At 68.0% G+C, this 21,246-nt stretch carries 21 protein-coding genes; 9 read left to right on the top strand and 12 right to left on the bottom strand.

Annotation, left to right across the window (positions count from 1 at the left end):
• Nucleotides 1–3 precede the first annotated feature (3 nt).
• Nucleotides 4–1,809, bottom strand: a complete 1,806-nt coding sequence (locus AC0L6G_RS02495; RefSeq protein ID WP_293828705.1) for an aminopeptidase P family protein — start codon at nucleotides 1,807–1,809, stop codon at nucleotides 4–6.
• 126 nt (nucleotides 1,810–1,935) lie between these two features.
• Between AC0L6G_RS02495 and budC the strand changes: the two genes are divergently transcribed.
• Complete coding sequence (gene budC, locus AC0L6G_RS02490; protein WP_293828704.1) at nucleotides 1,936–2,709, top strand: meso-2,3-butanediol dehydrogenase; 774 nt, start codon at nucleotides 1,936–1,938, stop codon at nucleotides 2,707–2,709.
• 2 nt (nucleotides 2,710–2,711) lie between these two features.
• On the opposite strand, the gene AC0L6G_RS02485 is transcribed toward budC, so the two are convergent.
• Nucleotides 2,712–3,575 (bottom strand): 50S ribosomal protein L11 methyltransferase, encoded by an 864-nt coding sequence (locus AC0L6G_RS02485; protein WP_473252806.1) that lies wholly within the window; start codon nucleotides 3,573–3,575, stop codon nucleotides 2,712–2,714.
• 94 nt (nucleotides 3,576–3,669) lie between these two features.
• Between AC0L6G_RS02485 and AC0L6G_RS02480 the strand changes: the two genes are divergently transcribed.
• Nucleotides 3,670–4,146 carry a hypothetical protein gene (locus tag AC0L6G_RS02480; protein WP_473252805.1) on the top strand — a complete coding sequence of 159 codons (477 nt, stop codon included), beginning with the start codon at nucleotides 3,670–3,672 and terminating at the stop codon, nucleotides 4,144–4,146.
• Nucleotides 4,147–4,204: 58 nt separating this feature from the next.
• Here the strand turns inward: AC0L6G_RS02480 and AC0L6G_RS02475 are convergent, their stop codons facing one another.
• Entirely contained in the window at nucleotides 4,205–5,113 is a 909-nt protein-coding gene (locus AC0L6G_RS02475) for a LysR family transcriptional regulator (RefSeq protein WP_473252804.1), read from the bottom strand.
• Nucleotides 5,114–5,201: 88 nt separating this feature from the next.
• Here AC0L6G_RS02475 and AC0L6G_RS02470 point away from each other — a divergent pair, with 88 nt between their 5' ends.
• The 5 genes from AC0L6G_RS02470 to AC0L6G_RS02450 all read left to right on the top strand — a co-directional run bounded on the left by AC0L6G_RS02470 (nucleotide 5,202) and on the right by AC0L6G_RS02450 (nucleotide 11,141).
• Nucleotides 5,202–6,236 carry an aldo/keto reductase gene (locus tag AC0L6G_RS02470; protein ID WP_473252803.1) on the top strand — a complete coding sequence of 345 codons (1,035 nt, stop codon included), beginning with the start codon at nucleotides 5,202–5,204 and terminating at the stop codon, nucleotides 6,234–6,236.
• Nucleotides 6,237–6,284: 48 nt separating this feature from the next.
• Entirely contained in the window at nucleotides 6,285–7,454 is a 1,170-nt protein-coding gene (locus AC0L6G_RS02465; RefSeq protein ID WP_473252802.1) for an MFS transporter, read from the top strand.
• A gap of 194 nt (nucleotides 7,455–7,648) precedes the next feature.
• Nucleotides 7,649–9,190 (top strand): DEAD/DEAH box helicase, encoded by a 1,542-nt coding sequence (locus tag AC0L6G_RS02460; protein WP_473252801.1) that lies wholly within the window; start codon nucleotides 7,649–7,651, stop codon nucleotides 9,188–9,190.
• A gap of 112 nt (nucleotides 9,191–9,302) precedes the next feature.
• On the top strand, nucleotides 9,303–10,361 hold the full coding sequence (locus AC0L6G_RS02455; protein ID WP_473252800.1) for a GGDEF domain-containing protein: 1,059 nt from the start codon (nucleotides 9,303–9,305) through the stop codon (nucleotides 10,359–10,361).
• 30 nt (nucleotides 10,362–10,391) lie between these two features.
• Nucleotides 10,392–11,141: a lysophospholipid acyltransferase family protein gene (locus tag AC0L6G_RS02450; protein ID WP_473252799.1), complete on the top strand. Its 750-nt coding sequence runs from the start codon at nucleotides 10,392–10,394 to the stop codon at nucleotides 11,139–11,141.
• Nucleotides 11,142–11,204: 63 nt separating this feature from the next.
• Here AC0L6G_RS02450 and AC0L6G_RS02445 read toward each other — a convergent pair whose 3' ends face one another.
• From AC0L6G_RS02445 to AC0L6G_RS02405, 9 genes are all read right to left on the bottom strand, one after another.
• Nucleotides 11,205–11,600 (bottom strand): HesB/IscA family protein, encoded by a 396-nt coding sequence (locus tag AC0L6G_RS02445; protein WP_291539712.1) that lies wholly within the window; start codon nucleotides 11,598–11,600, stop codon nucleotides 11,205–11,207.
• The gene (locus AC0L6G_RS02440; protein ID WP_293828619.1) at nucleotides 11,600–11,989 is read right to left on the bottom strand and encodes an SUF system Fe-S cluster assembly protein; all 390 of its coding nucleotides are present in this window, start codon (nucleotides 11,987–11,989) and stop codon (nucleotides 11,600–11,602) included. The genes AC0L6G_RS02445 and AC0L6G_RS02440 overlap by 1 nt, the downstream gene beginning before the upstream one ends.
• 4 nt (nucleotides 11,990–11,993) lie before the next feature.
• Nucleotides 11,994–13,190, bottom strand: coding sequence for an aminotransferase class V-fold PLP-dependent enzyme (locus tag AC0L6G_RS02435; protein WP_473253202.1), 1,197 nt, complete (start codon nucleotides 13,188–13,190; stop codon nucleotides 11,994–11,996).
• A gap of 164 nt (nucleotides 13,191–13,354) precedes the next feature.
• Nucleotides 13,355–14,377: a Fe-S cluster assembly protein SufD gene (sufD, locus tag AC0L6G_RS02430; RefSeq protein ID WP_473252798.1), complete on the bottom strand. Its 1,023-nt coding sequence runs from the start codon at nucleotides 14,375–14,377 to the stop codon at nucleotides 13,355–13,357.
• Between the two features lie 142 nt (nucleotides 14,378–14,519).
• A complete protein-coding gene (gene sufC, locus AC0L6G_RS02425; protein ID WP_473252797.1) occupies nucleotides 14,520–15,269 on the bottom strand; it encodes a Fe-S cluster assembly ATPase SufC in 750 nt (249 codons plus the stop codon).
• 3 nt (nucleotides 15,270–15,272) lie between these two features.
• Nucleotides 15,273–15,794, bottom strand: a complete 522-nt coding sequence (locus AC0L6G_RS02420; RefSeq protein ID WP_293827204.1) for a hypothetical protein — start codon at nucleotides 15,792–15,794, stop codon at nucleotides 15,273–15,275.
• Entirely contained in the window at nucleotides 15,791–17,257 is a 1,467-nt protein-coding gene (sufB, locus tag AC0L6G_RS02415; RefSeq protein WP_473252796.1) for a Fe-S cluster assembly protein SufB, read from the bottom strand. The genes AC0L6G_RS02420 and sufB overlap by 4 nt, the downstream gene beginning before the upstream one ends.
• A complete protein-coding gene (locus AC0L6G_RS02410) occupies nucleotides 17,257–18,396 on the bottom strand; it encodes a cysteine desulfurase family protein (RefSeq protein ID WP_473252795.1) in 1,140 nt (379 codons plus the stop codon). The genes sufB and AC0L6G_RS02410 overlap by 1 nt, the downstream gene beginning before the upstream one ends.
• On the bottom strand, nucleotides 18,393–18,872 hold the full coding sequence (locus AC0L6G_RS02405; RefSeq protein ID WP_473252794.1) for an Rrf2 family transcriptional regulator: 480 nt from the start codon (nucleotides 18,870–18,872) through the stop codon (nucleotides 18,393–18,395). The genes AC0L6G_RS02410 and AC0L6G_RS02405 overlap by 4 nt, the downstream gene beginning before the upstream one ends.
• 158 nt (nucleotides 18,873–19,030) lie before the next feature.
• Between AC0L6G_RS02405 and AC0L6G_RS02400 the strand changes: the two genes are divergently transcribed.
• Together AC0L6G_RS02400 and AC0L6G_RS02395 are read left to right on the top strand one after the other, a co-directional pair.
• On the top strand, nucleotides 19,031–19,681 hold the full coding sequence (locus tag AC0L6G_RS02400) for an alpha/beta hydrolase (protein ID WP_473252793.1): 651 nt from the start codon (nucleotides 19,031–19,033) through the stop codon (nucleotides 19,679–19,681).
• 32 nt (nucleotides 19,682–19,713) lie between these two features.
• Nucleotides 19,714–20,988 (top strand): NAD(P)/FAD-dependent oxidoreductase, encoded by a 1,275-nt coding sequence (locus tag AC0L6G_RS02395; protein ID WP_473252792.1) that lies wholly within the window; start codon nucleotides 19,714–19,716, stop codon nucleotides 20,986–20,988.
• The last annotated feature ends 258 nt before the right edge of the window (nucleotides 20,989–21,246 follow it).

Genomic DNA, 21,246 nt, shown 5'->3' with positions numbered 1-21,246 from the left:
ACGTCACAGCGGCGCGCACGCCGCCTTCAGCCAATCCAGCGCCGCGCCGTCCAGCAACGGCCCGACCTTAGCCAGCGTCTCGGCGTGATAGGCGTCGACATAGGCCCGTTCGTCCGGCGTCAGCAACTCGACCGCGATCAGCTTGCGGTCCAGCGGTGCGAAGGTCAGCTGCTCGAAACCATGCATCGGGCGTTCGCCGCCTTCGGGAACAACGGCCGGCGTCACGACCTGAAGCGTCTCGATGCGGATGCCCCAATGGCCTTCGCGGTAATAGCCCGGCTCGTTGGACAGGATCATCCCTTCCAGCAGCGGCTGGGACGTGCCCCATTTGGCGATCCGCTGCGGCCCTTCGTGGACGCCCAGATAGCTGCCGACGCCGTGGCCCGTGCCATGATCGTAATCCAGCCCAGCCGCCCACATCGGCGCCCGCGCGACGGCGTCCAGGGCCATGCCGCTGGTCCCCGCCGGGAACCGGACGGTCGCCAGGGCGATGTGCGATTTCAGCACCAGGGTGAACTTGCGCCGCTGGTCCTCGGTCGGCTCGCCGATAGCCATGGTGCGGGTCACGTCCGTCGTGCCGTCCAGATACTGGCCCCCGCCGTCCACCAGCAGCAGCGAGCCTTTCTCCACCTTGCGGATCGTCGCGCCCACGGGCTTGTAATGCGGCAGGGCGCCGTTCGGCCCCGCCCCGGCGATGGTGTCGAAGCTGAGGTCCTTCAGCGCGCCGGTCTCCTCGCGGAACCGCTCCAGCGCCTCGACCACCTCGCGCTCGTCCGGCAAGGTCTCCTGCGCGACCGTATCCACCCAGTGCAGGAACCGGCTCAGCGCCGCCCCGTCGCGGACATGGGCCCGTCGGCTGCCTTCGATCTCGACAGCATTCTTCGCCGCCCGGGGGATGGCGCAGGGGTCCTGCGCCCGCACCACCGTCGCCCCGGCCCGCTCCAGCCGGTCGAAATACCAGGCCGAGGACAGCGACGGATCGATCATCACCTTCCGCCCCGCCAGGGCGTCCAGGGCGCCGCCCAGCCGCTCGGGCGCCTCGAGCTGAACCTCATCGCCCAGCCAGGCCGGCAGGGCGTTCGTCACCTTGGCCGGGTCCAGAAACAGACTGGCGCGGCCGTCCGCGCGCACCACGGCCTGGCCGATCGGCAGGGGGGAACGGATCACGTCGCCGCCGCGCACATTGAACAGCCAGGCGATGGACATGGGCGCGGTCAGAACCACGGCGTCCGCGCCGGCGTCGGCCACGGCCTTGCCGATGCGCGCCCGCTTCGACGCATGGCTTTCGCCGGAATAGACATCCTCGTGCGGGACGACCGGCGCCGTCGGCTGAGCCGGACGGTCCGCCCCCCAGGCCAGGTCCAGCGGATTGGCGTCCACCGCCTTCAGTTCGGCCCCCGCCTTTTGCGCCGCCGCCTTCAAGGCGAACAGGGCGTCGGGGCTGTGCAGCTTGGGATCGTAGCCGATGACCGCGCCCTCGGCCGCCGTCTCCAGATAGGCGGCGAAATCGTTCAGGTCGCGCCGCTCGAACAGGGCCGGATCGGTCTGCGCCTTGACCTGCACCGTATAGCGGCCGTCGGTGAACAGACTGGCCCTGTCCTGAAACACCACCGCCGCCCCGGCCGAGCCGGTGAAGCCCGTGGCCCAGGCCAGACGCTCGTTGGCGGCGGGCAGATACTCGTTCTGATGCTCGTCCTCGTGCGGGATCAGAAAGCCGTCCAGTCCCTGTTTCGCCATCTCTGCGCGCAGCAGGGGCAGGTGTCTGGCCCCGAAGGACGGGTCGGTGGTTTCGTCGAACGTTTGGCGCATGGTCCTGACCTAGGCCCAGCCGGCGTTCCGCTCAACCCCGTCCGTCGCGATCAAAATCTGCTGATGGAACGGCGCGTGGCCGATCCGGTTGTCTGCATACCTCCCCTATGCAGAAAGGATAATGCGATGGCTCGCTTCGCAGGAAAAACCGTAATCGTCACCGGCGCCGGCTCGGGCATCGGCCAGGCGACGGCGCGCCGCTTCGCGTCCGAAGGCGCCAGCGTCCTCGCCGCAGACCAGGATGCGGACGGATTGGCCCAGACCTTGTCGGGCCTGGACACGTCGCGCGTCGTCACCCGCGTCGTCGATGTCGCGGACCAGACGCAGGTCGAGGCCATGGTGCAGGCCGCCGTCCAACGGTTCGGCGCGCTTCACGTCATTCACAACAACGCCGGCGTCGGCTGCGACGGCTCCGTCGAGACCATGACGCTGGACGACTATCGAAAGGTGATGGCGGTCAATGTCGACGGCGTGCTGTTCGGCTGCCGCGCCGCCTATCCCGAGTTGAAGAAGACCAAGGGCTGCATCGTCAACACCGCTTCGATTTCGGGCCTGGGCGGCGACGCCGAAATGCTGGGCTACAACATATCGAAGGGCGCCGTGGCCAACCTGACGCGCGCGTTGGCCCGCGACAGCGGCAAGGACGGGGTGCGCGTCAATGCGGTGGCGCCGACCCTGGTGCACACGGGCATGACGGAGGAGATGGAGGACAACAAACCCCTGATGGACGAGTTCGCCAAGCTGATCCCGATGGGCCGCGGCGCCCGGCCCGAGGAGATCGCCGCCGTCGTCGCCTTTTTGGCCAGCGACGACGCCAGCTTCGTCCACGGTCACGTCCTGTCGGTCGATGGCGGCCTCGCCGCCTCCACCGGCCAGCCGGACTTCGGCCGCTTCGACTGACGTCAGGCCTTGCGCAGTTGCAGGGCGCTCCAGGCGTCGTGATGGATGGTCTGTTCGACCGTAAAGCCAAGCGGCAGATAGGCGTCCAGCACCCGCTCCTCCTGCGTGCGCAACAGGCCCGACAGAATGGCGACGCCGCCCGACGTCAACGCCGCGCCGATCTCGGGCGCCAGATGCACCAGCGGCGCGGCCAGGATGTTGGCGAACACCAGGTCATAGGGCGCGTGTTGGGCGATCCTCGGATCGCTCAGCCCGTCCGCGAAATAGAAGTCGCATTTCGCGTCGTTGATCTCGGCGTTCTCGTTGGCGATCCGGGCAGACGGTTCGTCGATGTCGGTGCCGACCGCGACGGGCGATCCGGTCTTGGCGGCCGCGATGGCCAGAACGCCCGTGCCGCAGCCGACATCCAGGACCTTCTCGAACGTCTCGGTTTCCAGCAGCGTGTCGAACGCCTCCAGACAGCCGACGGTCGTGCCGTGGTGGCCCGTGCCGAAGGCGGCGCCGGCGTCGATCTTTATAAGAACACGGTCGGCGGGCGCCTTGCCCTGATCGTGCGCGCCATAGACGAAGAACCGTCCGGCCTCGACCGGCGGCAGGCCCGACAGCGACATGGCCAGCCAGTCGGCGTCGGCTAGCTTTTCGACCTCCACCGTCACCTCGTGGTCGGCCAGGACCGCCTTCAGCCCCTCCACCTCGTCGTCGGTCGTGGGGAAGGCGTCGATGCGCCACATCCCGCGATCCTCGTCCTCCTCCAGGATGGAATAGGTCGCGCCCTCCAGCCGCGGATCGACGTCGATGGCGGCGGCGGCGGCCTCGGCGGCGGCGCGCGCGCCCCGGGCGATTATCTGAAGTGCGGACTCGGACATTTCTCAAACACCGGTATCATGGCGAATCATTGCGGTCCGGCGCTTTGCCGGCCCGTGTTTCGCGTTCGTCTAAACCGAGGGGTCGGGGAAATACATGGCCAAAGCACCGTCAACGTCCAAACCCGCCGCTGAAAAGCCGGCGACCGCCAAGACAGCCGCGCCGAAAGCCGCCGCGCCCAAGGCCGTGAAACCCGCCGCAACCACCAAGACCGCAGCGGCCAAGCCTGCTGCGAAGGCCGCCCCCAAGTATGCGACCGCCAAGGCCGCCGCGCCGAAAACCGCCCCCGCGAAGCCAGCCGCTGCTAAGCCAGCCGCTGCGAAGGCGGCTGCGCCCAAGGCCCCCACGCCGAAGGCCGCATCGAAGGCCGCCGCAAAGCCGGCTGCAAAATCCACCGCGCCGAAGACGGAAGCCCGGGCGCCCGCCGCCCCTACGCCGGCGCCCGAAGCCGCTCCGGCGCCCGCCGCCACACCCAAGCCCGTCGAGGCGCCGAAGCCTGCCCCGGTTTCCAACGCCGACGAGAACAAGGGCTTCTTCGCCAAGCTGGGCGACATCATCTTCGGCAAGCGCTGATTTAGGCGCCTTCTGATTCCCAGGTCGTCGGACGGCGCCCGTCCGGCGATCTCGTCCGTCAACGCAGCCGTTCGGCCAGAAAGTCGACGAACACCCGCACGCGGGCCGGCATATTGACGCCGCCGACGAAGACGGCGTGTATCGGCTCCCGGTCGCCCGGATTGAACGCCTCCAGCAGCGGGACCAGCCGCCCGGCCGAGATGGCGTCGCCGACGCTGAAATGGCCGACGCGCGTCACCCCTGCCCCGGCCAGCGCCAGCTGGGTCAGGGTCTCGCCATTGTTGGCCTCGATCGGGCCCCGCACCGTCAAGGCGTAGTCCCGCCCGTCCCTGCGGAAGGGCCACACCGGCTCGGCGCGGCGAAAGTTGAAGTTCAGGCAATCGTGGTCGTGCAGGTCCTCGGGCACGCGGGGGACGCCCCGTCGCGCCAGATAGTCGGGAGACGCCACGATGGTCCGGCCCGTGTCCCCCAGGCGACGCGCCGTCAACGGACTGTCGGCCAGCGGTCCGAACCGGATGGCCACATCCGCCTGCCCCCCCGCCACGTCGACCACCACGTCGGTCAGATTGATGTCGACCAGAATGTGCGGATACAGCCGCACGAACTCCCCCAGCAGCGGCACGACCTGCTGGCGGCCGTGAGCCAGGGCCGCGCTGACCCTCAGCCGCCCGCGTGGCGCGCCCTGATCGGCGATGGCCTGTTCGGCGTCGTCCATCTCGGCCAGAATGCGGCGCGCCGCGCTCAGATAGGCCTGCCCCTCGGGCGTCAGCGTCAGCGCACGCGTGGTCCGCAGCATCAGCCGCACGCCCAGCCGCGCCTCGATCCGATCCAGGGTGCGGCTGACCGCCGACGGCGTCAGCCCCATCGCCCGCCCCGCCGCCGAGAAACTGCCCCCCGCCGCCACCGCCGCGAACACGGACATCTCGCGGGCGCGATCCATGCCGTAGGGCAGCGTCTTTGCGTTCATTTCAAAAATCCTTGGCCTGAACCCTGCCTACCCCCGAGAAGGCCTGTCGTCCATCTGTGCGTCCGAACACGAACTGCGGAACATCGCCATGGACTATCGCCAACTCGGAACCTCGGGCCTGCGCGTGCCCGTTCTCAGCTTCGGCGCGGGGACCTTCGGCGGGTCGGGCCCGCTGTTCGGGGCCTGGGGCGACAGCGAGGGGGACGAGGCGCGCCGCCTGGTCGACATCTGCCTGGAGGCGGGGGTCAATCTCTTCGACACCGCCGACGTCTATTCCGAAGGCGCCTCGGAACGGGTGCTGGGCCAGGCGATCAAGGGCCGCCGCGACCAGGTGCTGATCTCCACCAAGACCGGCCTGCCGACCGGCGACGGCCCCGCCGACTGGGGCGCCTCGCGCAGTCGGCTGATCCGCGCGGTCGAGGACGCGCTGCGCCGCCTGGAAACCGACCATATCGACCTGCTGCAACTTCACGCCTACGACGCCTCCACCCCGGCCGAGGAGCTCGTGGCGACGCTTGAGACGCTCGTGACCGCAGGCAAGGTCCGCTACACCGGCGTCTCCAACTATCCCGGCTGGGCGCTGATGAAGGCGCAGGGGATCGCCGACCGGCATGGCCGCCCCCGCTTCGTCGCCCACCAGGTCTATTATTCGCTGATCGGCCGCGCCTATGAGGCCGATCTTATGCCGCTCGCCGCCGACCAGGGCCTCGGCGCCCTGGTGTGGAGCCCGCTGGGCTGGGGCCGGCTGACCGGCAAGATCCGACGCGGCGCCCCGATCCCCGAAGGCAGCCGTCTGCACCAGACCGCCGCCTTCGCCCCGCCGGTCGAGGACGAGCACCTGTACCGCGTCGTCGACGCCCTGGACGCCATCGCCGCCGAAACCGGCAAGACGGCGCCCCAGATCGCCATCAACTGGCTGCTTCAACGGCCGACCGTCGCCTCGGTCATCGTCGGCGCCCGCAACGAACAACAGTTGCGCCAGAACCTGGGCGCTATCGGCTGGAGCCTGACGCCCGACCAGATCGCTTCGCTCGACGCCGCCAGCGATGTCCTGCCGCCCTATCCCCACACGCCCTATCGTCAGCAGGAAGGGTTCGCCCGCCTGAACCCGCCCCTCGTCTGACCCCTGCTGCCCCCCCTGACCAAAGTCTCTGAAGGTGCTCTCCTCCCAATGAAACTGAATCCTCCCCTGCTGGCGCTGGCGGCCGGCGCCTTCGGCATCGGCGTGACCGAGTTCGCGCCCATGGGCCTGTTGCCCGTCATCGCAACGGACCTGGGCGTCTCCATTCCCACAGCCGGCCTCCTGATCAGCGCCTACGCCCTGGGCGTCATGCTGGGCGCGCCTCTGATGACCCTGACCACCGGCCGCGCGCCCCGCCGGACCCTGCTGATCGGCCTCGCGGCGATCTTCACCGCCGGCAATCTGCTGTCGGCGATCTCGACCGACTATACGATGCTGTTGATCGCGCGGGTGATCACCTCGCTGAACCATGACGCCTTCTTCGGCGTCGGCTCGATCGTCGCCGCCAGCCTCGTTCCACCCAATCGCCAGGCGGGCGCGGTCGCGGCCATGTTCATGGGCCTGACCGTCGCCAATGTCGTGGGCGTGCCGCTGGCGACCTGGGCCGGAGACGCCCTGGGCTGGCGCGCCAGTTTCTGGGGCATCGCAGGCATCGGCGTGATCGTCATGGCCGCGCTTCGTCTGACCCTGCCCGACCTGCCCGCCCCGGCCGGCGGGAAGATGGCCGCGGAGTTGCGCGTCCTTGGCCGCGGTCCGGTGCTGGCCGCCCTGGCCCTGACGGTGATCGGCTCCAGCGCCATGTTCACCGTCTTCACCTATATCGCGCCGATCCTGCGCGAACAGACCCACGCCTCGCTGGCCTTCGTCACCGCCATGCTTGTGACCTATGGCCTGGGCCTGACACTGGGCAACTGGCTGGGCGGCCGGTTCGCGGACAAATCCGTCGACCGTACGCTGATCGTCACCCTGGCCGGGCTGTCGGCCATTCTGGCCGTCTTCGCCTTCGCCATGCCGTTCGCGGTTCCGACCTCGATCCTGATCTTCCTGTGGGGCGTGGCCAGTTTCGCCCTGGTGCCGCCGCTTCAGGTGCGGGTCATGGCCGCCGCCGCCGATGCCCCCAACCTGGCCTCGTCCATGAACATCGGCGCCTTCAACCTGGGCAACGCCGTCGGCGCGGCGCTGGGCGGCGCGGTCATCGCCGGCGGCCTGGGCTATCCGGCCGTCTCCGTCGCCGGCGCCGTCGCGGCGGCCCTGGGCCTGGTGCTGGTGCTGGTTCTGACCCGCAGGCCGGCTGCTGCGGGAAGCGCCGTTTCGGGGTGAACCCGTCCGGGAAACGGCCGGGGGGCGGATCGAGGCGTCCCGTGCGGCATATCGGCAATAGTTGACTTTTACGCAGGGACTTCTATATCGCTCCCAGCCTCGGGACAGGTCTGCGATACGCGCCGCCCGCTCGCCCACAGAGGGGCGGTTCCGTCGCTGCCATGCACGCAGACGCTTTTTCTTCCCTAGGATTCATGACCGAATTTTCCCAGCTGGGCCTTTCGCCCACGACCCTTCAGGCCGTCGCAGAGACGGGCTACACCACCGCCACCCCCATTCAGGAACAGGCCATTCCGGTCGCTCTGGCCGGACGCGACGTCCTGGGCATCGCCCAGACCGGCACCGGCAAGACCGCCGCCTTCACCCTGCCGCTGGTCGAGCGGCTGGCGACCGGCCGCGCCCGCGCCCGGATGCCGCGCGCCATCGTCCTGGCCCCCACGCGCGAATTGGCCGACCAGGTCGCCGAAAGCTTCGCCAAATACGCCAAGGGGACCAAGCTGACCTGGGTTCTGCTGATCGGCGGCGTCTCCATGGGCGACCAGGTGGCGGCGCTGAACAAGGGCGTGGACGTGCTGATTGCCACGCCGGGCCGCCTGCTGGACCTTTTCGAACGCGGCAAGATGCTGCTGACGGGCGTCGAGATCATGGTCGTCGACGAGGCCGACCGGATGCTGGACATGGGCTTCATCCCCGACATCGAGCGCATCTTCAAACTAACGCCCCCGCGCCGCCAGACCCTGTTCTTCTCGGCCACCATGCCGCCCGAGATCACGCGCCTGACCACGGCCTTCCTGAAGGATCCGACCCGGATCGAGGCCTCGCGCCCGGCGATGACCGCCGACACCATCACCCAGTATCTGGTCCGCATTCCGACCAGCGACCCCAAGGCCAAACGCACCGCCCTGCGGACCCTGATCGAACGTTCGGACGTCAAGAACGGCATCGTCTTCTGCAACCGCAAGTCGGAAGTCGATATCGTCGCCAAGTCGCTGCAGAAGCATGGCTTCGACGCCGCCGCCATTCACGGCGACCTGGACCAGTCGCACCGGATGAAGACCCTGGCCGACTTCCGCGCCGGCAATCTGAAGATCCTGGTCGCCTCGGACGTCGCCGCGCGCGGTCTGGACATTCCCGACGTCAGCCACGTCTTCAACTACGACGTCTCCCACCACGCCGACGACTATGTGCACCGCATCGGCCGCACCGGCCGCGCGGGCCGTCTGGGCCAGGCCTTCATGATCGTCACCCCGGCCGACGACAAGTCGCTTGATAAGGTGCTGAAGCTGATCAAGAAGGACCCCGAGGAGCTGGTTCTGGACGGCGTCGATTTCGCCGCCATTCAGGACGGCCCGCGCCGCGACGACAAGCGCGGCGGACGCGAGCGTTCGGGCGAGCGCGCTCGCGGCCGATCGCGCGCCGCCACCGCCCCCGAACCGGCGGAAACCGCCTCCGCGGCCCAGGAGACCGAGGCTCCGCGCAGTCGCAGCCGTCGCAAGGCCCGTCCTGAAGCCAGACCCGAGATCGAGGCTCCGGCTCCGGTCGCCGCCGCCGTCGAGCCGGCGGAGCCGGTCGAGGCGCCCCGCGCCGCCCGCGCGGACCGCGAACCGCAACTGCTTCAGTCGGATCGCCGCGGCGACCGCAAGCCCGCCCGCGAGGACAGCCAGCGCCAAGGCGTGCGTGGTTTCGGCGACGACATCCCAGCCTTTTTGCGCCGCCCGGTGGTCGTTCGCGCCTGATATCGAACGCTGAGCGGCGCGGACTTTCTCCGCGCCGTTTACCCTGCATTACGGATCGGGCCTTAGTGTCCCGCCCCAGAGACGTTCCCAGAAGGGGACCGGGGGAAGAAGAATGTCCAAGCAGGTCGAGACGGCGCTCAGGGGTCCACAGGCCTACGCCCTGGCGCGTGACGTCATCGCCGAGATGGAAAAGGCGGGCGTCTGGCCGACGCCGCTGAACTTCGAGCTCTGGCTGCACTACGTCGGCGACCCGGACGGCGCGCTGGCCCGCGAGATTCGCCTGCTTCTGAAACAGTCGGGCGTCATTTCCGACAAGACCTCGGAGATGCTGGCGGCCGAGTTCCTGCCGCGCGGTCGTCTGCCGGATCAGATTCGCGATGTCGGCGCCGTTCTGGACCGGGAGTTGGCCAGCGTCGCCAACGCTATCGCCATGGCCCACAAGACCCAGGCCGACTACGGCGAGACCCTGGCCGACGCCTCGCAAACCATGGAAAACGCCGACGACGCCTCCGCGCTCAGGTCGCTGGTCGGGGGCCTGTCCACCGCCACCCGCCGCGTGCGGCGCGAGACGGCCGTGCTGGAGAAGCGGCTGGAGAAATCAAACAAGGAGGTCCTGCGCCTGCGCGAGAACCTGGAGCAGGTCCGCCGCGACGCCATGACCGACGCCCTGACCAGCCTGGCCAACCGCAAGGCGTTCGACGAACGGCTGGAGGCGGCCTGCGCGCCCGACGACGGCGCGCCCCTGGGCCTGGCCATCCTCGACATCGACCATTTCAAGCGGTTCAACGACACCTGGGGCCATCAGACCGGCGATCAGGTCCTGCGCTACGTCTCGACCGTCCTGTCCAACATATGCGGCAAGCATCGGTTCGCGGCCCGGTTCGGCGGCGAAGAGTTCGCCGTCATCTTCCCGGGCGAGAACGCCGGCGCGGTGATGGCGGCGCTGGAGAGCATCCGCAGCGAGGTCGCCTCGCGCGCCCTGCGCCGACGCTCGACCAACGACAACCTGGGCTCGGTCACGATATCGGCGGGCTTCGCTCAGCGCCGCAGGGGCGAAACGGCCGCCTGCCTGCTGGAACGCGCCGACGCCGCCCTCTATGAATCCAAGCGCAAGGGCCGCAACTGCGTCACCGCCGCCTCAATGGACCAGGCGGCGCGAGAAGTCGCCTGACAAGGTCAAGCTTTCCGGCATAATCGCCCGATGCGCAGCTTCGCCTTCAATGTCGCCTATTGGATTCTGTCGATCGGCTATGGGCTGACCGCCGCCTTCGCCGCCCTGGCGCCCGGACGCGGACCGGCCAGCTGGGTCATCCGCCGCTATGTGAAGCGGATGGTCCAGGCAATGGCGATCTTCGCCGGCATCCGCCTGAGGGTGCTGGGCAAGGAGCGCCTGCCCGTCGGCGCCTTCATCATCGCCTCCAAGCACCAGAGCTGGGGCGACGGCTTCGCCACCTATGACCAGTTCGACGACCTGGCCTTCGTCACCGGCGACCATCTGGAGAAGTTTCCGCTGCTGGGCGGGGTGCTGAAGAAGCTGGGCGCCATCGTCGTCAACTCCTGCGGCGGCCACGAGGCCCGCAAGGCTCTGGCCACGCGCGCCGCCGAGGCCAAGGCCGAGAACCGCAAGATACTGATCTATCCCGAAGGCCATCTGGCGCCGGTCGGGCGGAAATACCGCTATCGCTCGGGCGTCTGGCACATGTACCTCGACTTCGACATGCCGGTCGTACCCCTGGCCACCAACCTCGGCCTGTTCTGGCCCGAGGAGAAATACGAGAAACACCCCGGAACGGCGACGCTGGAATTCCTCGACCCCATCCCAGTCGGCCTGCCCAAGGACGAGTTCCTGGCCCGCCTCGAAACCGTCATCGAGGCCCGCACCGCCGAACTGGTCGCTGAGGCGACCGGACAGCCGGTCACGCCGGCCGTGCTGGTGGATACGCCGGCCTAGAGCCTGATCGGCATCAGCGGAATCGCTTCGCGATTCCGCTGATGCCTTGAATCAGGCTCCAGGTTAAAGCGAGACGGCGGCGGCCGGGACGATGGTGACGCTTTCGCCGCAGCCGCAGGCGTCGGTCTGGTTCGGATTGTTGAATACGAATTTGGACGCCAGCCGCGTCGTCTCGTAGTCGATCTCGGTGCCGATCAGGAACAGCACCGCCTTCGGCTCGATCAGGATCGTCACCCCCTTGTCCTCGACCACCTCGTCCAGCGGCTCGATCGCATCGGCATAGGCGAAGGTGTACTCCTGCCCCGCGCAGCCGCCGTTCTTGACGCCGATGCGCAGGCCGATGTGAGCGTTGTCGGCGTTGTCCAGGATTTCGCGCACGCGCGCGGCGGCGGCGTCCGTCAAGGTGACGGCCTTGGGGCGCGGGCGACGCGGGCGGGATGTGGTCTGAAGCTCGGTCATCAGAACATATTCAGGGCCAGCTTGGCCTCGTCGCTCATCTTGGAGGCGTCCCACGGCGGATCGAACACCAGATTGGCCTTGGCGCTGCGTACGCCGTCGACCTTCTCGACCGCTGTCTCGACCCAGCCCGGCATCTCGCCCGCCACCGGGCAGCCCGGCGCGGTCAGGGTCATGTCCACCACGACATCGCGGTCATCGTTGACGTCGACGCGATAGATCAGGCCCAGTTCATAGATGTCGACGGGGATTTCCGGGTCGTAGACGGTCTTAAGCGCCTCGATCAGGCTCTCGGTCAAGGTGTCCAGCTCGGCCTGCGACAGGGCGCTTTTCTGGGGTTCGTCCCAGGCCTCCTTGAAGGCGTCGCTGTCCTGAATCGTTTCGTCTGTCATCGGCTTACACGAAGAAGTTCCGCGCCTTGATCAGCGCATCCACGAAGGCGTCCGTATCCTCCACGGTGTTATATAGGGCGAAGGAGGCGCGGGTGCTCGACGTCACCCTCATTCTTTTCGCCAGCGGTTCGGCGCAATGCAGGCCCGCCCGAACGGCGACGCCGTAACGGTCCATGATCTGGGCCACGTCATGGGCGTGGGCGCCCTCGACGGCGAAGGTCAGGATGGCGCCCTTGCCTTCCGCCTGCCCCAGAATGCGCAGCCAGGGTTCGTCGCCCAGCCGATCCACGGCCCGTTGATACAGGGCGTGCTCGTGAGCCTGCACCGCCGTCCGGTCGTACTGCGCCAGCCATTCCAGCGCCACGCCCAGGCCGATGGCCTCCAGAATCGGCGGCGTCCCCGCCTCGAACCTGTGCGGCGGCTTGGCGTAGGTCACGCGGTCCCGTTCGACCGTTTCGATCATCTCGCCCCCGCCCTGATAAGGCGGCAGGGCCTCCAGCGCCTCGGCCTTGCCATACAGGGCGCCGATGCCGGTCGGGGCGAACAGCTTGTGTCCGGTCAGGACATAGAAGTCGCAGCCGATGGCCCGGACGTCCGGCGTCGCATGAACCGCGCCCTGGCATCCGTCGATCAGAACCTGAGCGCCCGCCGCATGAGCGAGACGGGTGATCTCCGCCACCGGATTGATGGTCCCCAGCACGTTCGACATATGGGTGACGGCGATCATCCGCGTCTTTGGTCCCAGCAGGTCGGCGTACGCCGCCATGTCCAGCGACCCGTCGTCCTTCACCGGGATCCATCTGATCACCGCCCCGCGCCGTTCGCGCAGCAGATGCCACGGCACGATGTTGGAGTGATGCTCCATCTCCGAGACGACGATCTCGTCGCCCGGCTGGATCGACAGGCCCAAGCCGTTGGCCACCAGATTGATCGCCTCGGTCCCGCCCTTGGTCCAGACCACCTGTTCGGCGCTCTCGGCGTTCAGGAAGCGGGCGACGATCTCGCGCGCCTTCTCGAAGGCTTCCGTCGCCTCGTTCGACAGGGTGTGCAGGCCGCGGTGGACGTTGGCGTAGCCGCCCTCCATCGTCGCGACCAGGGCGTCGATCACCGCGCGCGGCTTCTGGGCCGAGGCGGCGTTGTCCAGATAGACCAGCGGCCGTCCGTTCACCTCCCGCGACAGGATCGGGAACTGCGCCCGCACGGCATAGGGATCGAACACGACCGATCCTCCCCCGTTCACGGGGGAGGGGGACCCCGAAGGGGTGGAGGGGGCGCACGCAAGGCCGGTGTCTGGGGTCGCCCCCTCCACCGCCGTTCCGGCGGTCCCCCTCCCCCGCTCCGCTTCGCTGTGCAGGGGAGGATTAGTCACAACCGCGCCGTCAGCCATTCCCGCGCCACCTCTCTCGCGCCCTCGTGCTCGATCCGGTCGATGACCTCGATCAGGAAGGCCTGGGTCAGCAGGGCGCGGGCCTCGTCGGCCGGAACGCCGCGCTGCTGCATGTAGAACAGGGCGCTTTCGTCCAGCGCCCCCACCGTATTGCCGTGCGCGCACTGCACGTCGTCGGCGTAGATGATCAGTTCCGGCTTGGCGTCGATCTCGGCCCGTTCGGAGGCGATCAGGGCATGATGGCCCATGCGCGCATCGGTCCCGTCGGCCCCGCGCTCGACCACGATCTTGCCCTGGAAGACGCCGCGCGCGGCGCCGCGCGCCACGCCCTTGATCAGTTGCGACGTCGCGCCGTCACGCTCGACGTGGCGCACCACGCTGGTCAGGTCCGCATGGCGCGATTCGTTCAGCAGATACAGGCCGTCGGCCTGGACCTGAGCGCCCTGGGCGAAATGAGTGATGCGGGTCTCGATCCGTTGCAGTTTCGCGCCGGTGGCGATCACCGTCTGGCGATAGACGCCGCCAGCCTCGACCTTCACGTGGGCCTCGGCGACCGAAATCGCGTCCTCCGGCTCCTCGACCAGAACCACCCGCGTCACCTCGGCCCCGGCCGCCACGTCCAGCTCCAGCGTGTTGTGGGCTGCATAGGCCGAGCCGGCGCCCTCGTGGCTTTCCAGCAGCAGCAGTCGCGCCCCGGCCCGCGCCGACACCCGCGCCCCGGCCGTATGGCCCGTCCCTGTCGCATCCGAGACATAACGCAACCGCAGCGTCTGTTGGCCGGAGGCGATGAAATCCGTCACCCCCACGGCCCGTCCGTTGACGAAGACGATGGCCTCTCCGCCCAGGTCGTAGAACGGTCCCGGCCGCCCCACCGCCGCCGAGGGGGACGGTTGCGGCGCCTCGCGAAGATACCGCTTCAGATCGCTGTATTTCCATGCCTCGTTCCGCCGCGACGGATAGGTCTCGGCGTCGGTCAGGTCGATGTTAAAAGCTGCGCTCACTTGATCCTCCCCCGTTCACGGGGGAGGGGGACCATCCGCAGGATGGTGGAGGGGGCGGACCCGAGGCTGGTGTGTGGGGTCGCCCCCTCCACCACTTCGTGGTCCCCCTCCCCCGCGGCGCTACGCTTGCTGGGGAGGATCATCATGCCGCCTGCTGCAGATATTTGTCATACCCTTCCGCCTCCAGCTCCAGCGCCAACTCCGGTCCGCCCGAGGCCACGATCCGACCCCCGGCCAGCACATGCACCCGGTCGGGTTTGATGTAGTCGAGCAGGCGTTGATAGTGGGTGATGACCAGCATGGCGCGGTCGGGCGAACGCAAGGCGTTCACCCCTTCCGACACGATGCGCAGGGCGTCGATGTCCAGGCCGGAATCGGTCTCGTCCAGGATCAGCAGCGACGGCTCCAAAAGGGCCATCTGCAGAATCTCCATCCGCTTCTTCTCGCCGCCGGAAAAGCCGACGTTCAGCGGCCGCTTCAGCATTTCGAAGTCCATTTTCAGGCTTCGGGACGCCTCACGCACCAGCTTCAGGAAGGCGGGCGCCGCCACCTCCTCCTCGCCCCGCGCCCGCTTCTGCGCATTCAGCGCCGTCCGCACGAAGGTCAGAGCCGGCACGCCGGGGATCTCGATCGGGTACTGGAACGACAGAAAGACGCCCTTGGCCGCCCTTTCGGCCGGATCGAGCGCCAGCAGATCCTCGCCCGCCCATTCGACCGAGCCTTCGGTCGCCTCATAGCCGGGCCGTCCCGACAGCGCGTAACCCAGCGTCGACTTGCCCGCGCCGTTCGGCCCCATGATGGCGTGCACCTCGCCGGCGGGAACGTCGAGCGTCAGCCCCTTGAGGATCGGCTTTTCGCCGACGGAGACGTGGAGGTTGGAGATAGAGAGCATGACTTACGACTCTAGAGGCGGCTGAGCGCCTCGCTTGATGGCTGCGAGACAACGCGCCTTGCGCCATCCCAAAAATTTACCGGTGCCTATCGCCAACACGATTCCGCCAGCGAACAGTGAGATGATGACGGTGCGAACGATGCCTTCAAGACCGAAGGTCACAATAATCAGCAGGGTCAAACCCGCCAGCATCGCGAGCATCGCGCTCCACGACTGAATCCGCCCCAGCGCCTTGCCAACTCGGCCAGAGTTCGCTTCAGCCCATGCCTGCTTCTGCTGGCGCTGGTCTAACCAAGCCGGGTCAAGGTCGAAGTCGTCGCGCGAGCCAGCTTCAAAGGCGCGACTGATCTCATCCTGTGAGAAGCCCATGTCTCGCCAGGTCCGTGCAAGCCCCTGAACGAGGACTTCCAAAGTGCCACTCGTCTCATTGACAGGGCGATTGTGATTGAGCTCGAGCAAGTCCTCTTCAAGGCTCAATGCTAGCCCCAGCAACTCCCCTCTCCAGACATTGGATGCGATGCTCACCCCACGCTCCCTTCAAGGCTGATCGCCACCAGTTTCTGCGCCTCGACGGCGAATTCCATAGGCAGCTTCTGCATCACGTCGCGGACGAAGCCGTTGACCAACAGGGCCACCGCCTCCTCCTCGCTCAACCCGCGCTGCTGCGCGTAGAACAGCTGGTCGTCCGAGAGGCGCGTCGTCGTCGCCTCGTGCTCCAGCTGGGCCGAGCCGTTGCGGGCCTCGATATAGGGGATGGTGTGCGAGCCACATTCCTTGCCGATCAGCAAGGAATCGCACTGGGTGAAGTTGCGCACCCCCGTCGCCTTCGGATGCACCGAGACCAGACCGCGATAGGTCGAGTCCGATTTCCCCGCCGACACCGCCTTGGCGATGATCCGCGACTTCGAGTTCTTGCCCAGGTGGATCATCTTGGTGCCGGTGTCGGCCTGCTGATGCCCGTTGGTGATGGCGATGGAATAGAACTCGCCGGACGACTCCTCGCCCTTCAGGATGCAGGACGGGTATTTCCAGGTGACGGCCGAGCCGGTCTCGACCTGCGTCCACGACACCTTGGACCGATCGCCCCGGCAGTCGGCGCGCTTGGTCACGAAGTTGTAGATGCCGCCTCGCCCCTCCGAATCCCCTGGATACCAGTTCTGGACCGTCGAATATTTCACCTCGGCGTCGTCCAGCGCCACGATCTCGACCACGGCCGCATGCAGCTGGTTCTCGTCGCGCATCGGCGCCGTGCAGCCCTCCAAGTACGAGACGTAGCTGCCCTTGTCGGCGATGATCAGGGTCCGCTCGAACTGGCCGGTCTGTGACGCGTTGATGCGGAAATAGGTCGACAGCTCCATCGGGCATTTGACGCCCGGCGGGATGTAGACGAACGACCCGTCGGAAAAGACCGCGCTGTTCAAGGCCGCGAAATAGTTGTCCGAGACCGGCACCACCGACCCCAGGTATCGCCGCACCAGTTCAGGATGTTCGCGCAAGGCCTCGGAAATCGGCATGAAGATCACGCCGGCCTTCGCCAGTTCCTCCTTGAAAGTCGTCACCACCGAGACGCTGTCGAACACGGCGTCCACGGCGACCTTCGGCGCGCCCTGCACCCCCGCCAGCACCTCCTGCTCCTTCAGCGGAATGCCCAGTTTGGCGTAGACTTCCAGCAGTTCGGGATCGACCTCGTCGAGGCTCTTCGGCCCCGCCTTCTTCACCGGGGCCGCATAGTAGAACAGGTCCTGATAATCGACCGGCTCGTATTTCACCGCCGCCCAGGTCGGCTCCTCCATCGCCAGCCAGCGCTCATAGGCGGCCAGACGCCATTCCAGCATCCATTCCGGCTCGCCCTTCTTCTCGGAGATGAAGCGCACGATGTCGGCGTTCAGCCCCTTGGGCGCGAACTCCTGCTCGATGTCCGAGGTGAAGCCGTGCGCGTATTTTTCCAGCGCGGCGACGGCGTCGATGGTTTCCTTGACGGCGGCCATCAGGCGACCTCTCTCACGCGCGCGGCGGCGCGTGTCCTGTGCTTGTCGTAGGCGGCGACCCAGGCCTCGGCGAACCGGCCCCAGTCGCCTTCGGTCGTGGCCCAGCCGCCGGAAACGCGCACGCCCCCGGTCGCCAGATGCTCCAGCCCCATGGCGCTGAGGGTCTTGGACGGCTTGACCTTGCCCGACGAACAGGCCGAACCCGCCGACACCATGACCCCCGCCAGATCAAGCGTGATCAACTGTTGAGGACTGTTCCAGCCCTCCACCGCCATGAACAGGGTGTTGGGCAGGCGCGGCGCAGCGGCGCCGATGATGGTCGCCCCGGCGGCCTGAACCTTGGCCTCGGCCGCGTCGCGCCAGGCGACATGCGACTGCATCGTCTCCAGATCGCGGGCCGCGCAATCGGCCGCCGCGCCGAAACCGGCGATGCCCGGCACGTTCTCGGTGCCCGCGCGCAGGCCTCGTTCCTGTCCGGCGCCGTGCAGGATGCGGACGCCCGACACGCCTTCCTTCAGCACCAGCGCGCCGACGCCCTGCGCCCCGCCCAACTTGTGCGCCGACAGGGTCAGCGTATCCGCGTCCAGCGTCCGCATGTCGACCGCGATCTTGCCCGCCGACTGGATCGCATCGACGTGCAGCCAGCCGCCGGCCGCCCGCACCAGCTTCGCCGCCTCGGCGATCGGCTGGATCACGCCGCTCTCGTTGTTCGCATGGTGGATCGCGACCACCGCCCGGCCAGGCCGCGTCAGCGCCTCAGCCAGCCAGTCCAGGTCGACCACACCGTTCGCATCGACCGGCAGCACCTCGACAGGCGCGCCAGCATTCGCCGCCGCCTCGGCCACGCACGGATGTTCGGTCGCCGAGACGATCAGCCGTTCGCATCCGGCCGCCAGGGCGCTGGCGATCCCTTGCGCGTTGGCCTCGGTGCCGCCCGAGTTGAAAACCACCGCCGTCGGATCGGCCCCGACCAGTTCCGCGACCTGGGCGCGCGCCGTCTCGACCCGCGCCCGCGCGCGCCGTCCGGCCGCATGGACCGCCGACGGATTACCGTTGTCGGCCAGGGCCCTGGCCATGATCTCCAGCACCTCGGGCCGCACCAGGCCGGAGGCGTTGTAGTCCAGATACGCCGCGCTCATGCCGCGACCCCCACGGCGGCGGGATCGACGTTGCGCCGACGCTGACCCGTGCGGTTCATCACCACGTCCTCCAGCGACACGCCCGCCAGATAGCGATGGATTTCGTCGCCCAGGTCTTCCCACAGATTGTGCGTGATGCAGCGCTCGCCGGCCAGCATGCAGCCCTTGGGCGATCCATGCGCCACGCACCGCGTCGCCCGGATCGGCTCGTCCACCGCCAGCACGATCTCGGCCACCACCGTCTCGTGCGCCGCCTTGGCCAGACGGTATCCGCCGCCCGGTCCGCGCACGCTCTTGACCAGTTCGCTCTTCCTCAGGCGGGCGAACAGCTGTTCCAGATAACTCAGCGAAATCTCCTGGCGCGCGGCGATCTCGGCCAGCGACACAGCCCGGATTTCGCCGCCCTCGCCGCGTCCGTTCTTGGCCAGATCGGCCATCGCCATCACGGCGTATCGTCCCTTGGTCGACAGACGCATCTCGCACCTTCAAAAATTGCGCGCTTTTCGGGGCTCCTGTGCTAGAACCCGCGCCTTCGCAAAGGCGGCGCGCTTGCGGAGGGACTTATAAAGTCCCACCTCCGCGGTCAAGTATTACGCACACGCGAAACGACAGTTGAACGGATTCCAGAGCCCCTATGCCTGAAGTCATCCTGCCCGGCGCCTCCGGTCGCATCGAGGGCCGCTATTCCCCGGGCAAGCGCCCGAACGCCCCGATCGCGCTGATCCTGCATCCCCACCCCAAGGCGGGCGGGCACATGAACAACCCGGTCGCCGTCACCCTGCACCAGCTGTTCCAGCAACGCGGCTTCGCCACCCTGCGCTACAATTCGCGCGGCGTGGGCAAGTCCCAGGGCGAGTTCGACAGCGGCATCGGCGAGCTGGCGGACGCCGCCACGGCTCTGGACTGGCTCCAGGCCGGCAATCCCGGCGCCAGCCAGACCTGGGTCGCCGGCTATCAGTTCGGCGCCTACATCGGCATGCAGCTGCTGATGCGCCGGCCCGAGACGGACGGCTTCATCTCGGTCTCGCCGCCGTCGAACATGTACGACTTCAGCTTCCTGGCGCCCTGCCCGGCGTCCGGCCTGTTCCTGCACGGCGCCGCCGACACCATCGTTCCGCCGGTCGAGGTCGAACGCGTGGTCAACAAGCTGCGCACCCAGAAGGGCATCGTCATCGACTACGAACTGGAAGAGGGCGCCAGCCACTTCTGGCAGGACCATATCGGCGCCGTCGAACGCCGCGTCGGCGCCTATCTGGACAAACGGCTGGAAGAAAAGCCGGCGTAATCCTAGATTCAGGTCGTCCCCAGGAGACCTGAATGCAGCACGACATCGTCATCATCGGCGGCGGGGCCGGCGGTCTGGAGTTGGCCGCGCGCCTGGGTCGGACGTTCGGCGCGCGCGAGGGCCGCCGTCGCGTCCTGCTGATCGACCGCTCCATCTTCCACCTGTGGAAGCCCAGCCTGCACGAGGTCGCCGCCGGCTCTCTGGATTCGCACCAGGAGGGCCTGTCCTATCCGGTCCTGGCGCGCCGCAACCATTTCAGCTTCGCCTTCGGCGACCTGACCGGCTTGGATCCGGCCGCCAGGACCCTGACCCTGGCCGAGATTCGCGACGACGACGGCGCCCCCCTGGTCGCGCCGCGCACCCTGTCCTTCAACACCCTGGTCCTGGCCGTCGGCAGCGGCTCGAACCTGTTCGGCACGCAGGGCGCGGCCGAACACGCCCATCTGCTGGAGGATGTCGCGGACGCCGAGGCCTTCAACCGGCGGCTGACCTCGGCCTTCCTTGCGGCCGCCTATTCCGACGAGCGCCTGTTGAACATCGCCATCGTCGGCGCAGGGGCGACCGGGGTCGAACTGTCCACCGAACTGATCGAGGGCCACGACGAGCTGTCCGCCGGCCTGACCCCGGACCAGAAGTTCGACCTGGCCGTCACCATCGTCGAGGCCGCGCCGCGCATCCTGGGCGGCCTGCCCGAGCGCGTGTCCGCCAAGGCCGCTCATGCGTTGGAGGCCAAGGGCGTGCGCCTGCTGACCGACGCCAAGGTCGCCGCCGTCCATCCCGACCGGCTGGACACGTCGAAGGGTCCCGTGCCCGCCGACCTGATCGTCTGGGCCGCCGGGGTCAAGGCGGCCGAGACGAACCGCGACCTGGGGCTAGCGACCGGCCGGCTGAACCAGTTCGTCGTCGACGACCATCTGCGCACCTCGGCGCCCGGAATCTACGCCATGGGCGACTGCGCCGAGGCGCCCGGACCGGACGGCCGCCCCGTTCCCGCCCGCGCCCAGGCGGCGGCCCAGCAGGCGGCTTATCTGGCCCGAGCCCTGGCCGACCCTTCCCGCGATCATGGCCCCTACGTCTATCGCGATCAGGGATCGCTGGTGTCGCTGGGCGGCGACAAGGGCGTCGGCTCGCTGATGGGCGGCCTGGGCGGACCGAACTTCCTGATCGAGGGGCTGATCGCCAAATGGGCCTATATGGCCCTGCACCTGGACCATCACCGCGCCATACTGGGCGTGCGCCGCACCGCTCTCCTGGCCTTGTCGCGCCTCCTCCACCGCCGCGTCTCCGGCCGATTGAAGCTGCACTGACGCTCTTTCAACCCTCGGGATGAGCGTTGCTCCATCAACAGCCGCAAGATCTCAGCCTGCCGTCAGAAATCACCCAACGTTATTGTCCAGCTGCGTCATGCGTGTAATGATTGACTTGACACGCGGAGAACCCTCATGCGGCGGATCGCAGCCCGAGCCCTACTGTCTGGGACAGCACTCCTTGCCGCCTGCGCCAACGTGCCGAGCGATGAGATGGCCCGCAGCCCCTATGTGTTGCCTTGCGCGGGCGCGACGCCG

The organism is Brevundimonas sp. D3-1P (genome assembly GCF_055809335.1).
Note: the sequence above shows the minus strand (reverse complement) of the source record. Positions and strands in the feature narration are given on the sequence as shown.

What these genes read in the sequence shown, in the direction of transcription:
- AC0L6G_RS02465 (WP_473252802.1), top strand. Translation starts at nt 6,285, where the DNA reads ATGAAACTGAATCCTCCCCTGCTGGCGCTGGCGGCCGGCGCCTTCGGC.
- AC0L6G_RS02395 (WP_473252792.1), top strand. Translation starts at nt 19,714, where the DNA reads ATGCAGCACGACATCGTCATCATCGGCGGCGGGGCCGGCGGTCTGGAG.
- AC0L6G_RS02485 (WP_473252806.1), bottom strand. Translation starts at nt 3,575, where the DNA reads ATGTCCGAGTCCGCACTTCAGATAATCGCCCGGGGCGCGCGCGCCGCC.
- AC0L6G_RS02450 (WP_473252799.1), top strand. Translation starts at nt 10,392, where the DNA reads ATGCGCAGCTTCGCCTTCAATGTCGCCTATTGGATTCTGTCGATCGGC.
- AC0L6G_RS02475 (WP_473252804.1), bottom strand. Translation starts at nt 5,113, where the DNA reads ATGAACGCAAAGACGCTGCCCTACGGCATGGATCGCGCCCGCGAGATG.
- budC (WP_293828704.1), top strand. Translation starts at nt 1,936, where the DNA reads ATGGCTCGCTTCGCAGGAAAAACCGTAATCGTCACCGGCGCCGGCTCG.
- AC0L6G_RS02400 (WP_473252793.1), top strand. Translation starts at nt 19,031, where the DNA reads ATGCCTGAAGTCATCCTGCCCGGCGCCTCCGGTCGCATCGAGGGCCGC.
- sufC (WP_473252797.1), bottom strand. Translation starts at nt 15,269, where the DNA reads ATGCTCTCTATCTCCAACCTCCACGTCTCCGTCGGCGAAAAGCCGATC.
- AC0L6G_RS02445 (WP_291539712.1), bottom strand. Translation starts at nt 11,600, where the DNA reads ATGACCGAGCTTCAGACCACATCCCGCCCGCGTCGCCCGCGCCCCAAG.
- AC0L6G_RS02480 (WP_473252805.1), top strand. Translation starts at nt 3,670, where the DNA reads ATGGCCAAAGCACCGTCAACGTCCAAACCCGCCGCTGAAAAGCCGGCG.
- AC0L6G_RS02495 (WP_293828705.1), bottom strand. Translation starts at nt 1,809, where the DNA reads ATGCGCCAAACGTTCGACGAAACCACCGACCCGTCCTTCGGGGCCAGA.
- AC0L6G_RS02410 (WP_473252795.1), bottom strand. Translation starts at nt 18,396, where the DNA reads ATGAGCGCGGCGTATCTGGACTACAACGCCTCCGGCCTGGTGCGGCCC.
- AC0L6G_RS02460 (WP_473252801.1), top strand. Translation starts at nt 7,649, where the DNA reads ATGACCGAATTTTCCCAGCTGGGCCTTTCGCCCACGACCCTTCAGGCC.
- AC0L6G_RS02455 (WP_473252800.1), top strand. Translation starts at nt 9,303, where the DNA reads ATGTCCAAGCAGGTCGAGACGGCGCTCAGGGGTCCACAGGCCTACGCC.
- sufB (WP_473252796.1), bottom strand. Translation starts at nt 17,257, where the DNA reads ATGGCCGCCGTCAAGGAAACCATCGACGCCGTCGCCGCGCTGGAAAAA.
- AC0L6G_RS02405 (WP_473252794.1), bottom strand. Translation starts at nt 18,872, where the DNA reads ATGCGTCTGTCGACCAAGGGACGATACGCCGTGATGGCGATGGCCGAT.
- AC0L6G_RS02470 (WP_473252803.1), top strand. Translation starts at nt 5,202, where the DNA reads ATGGACTATCGCCAACTCGGAACCTCGGGCCTGCGCGTGCCCGTTCTC.
- AC0L6G_RS02440 (WP_293828619.1), bottom strand. Translation starts at nt 11,989, where the DNA reads ATGACAGACGAAACGATTCAGGACAGCGACGCCTTCAAGGAGGCCTGG.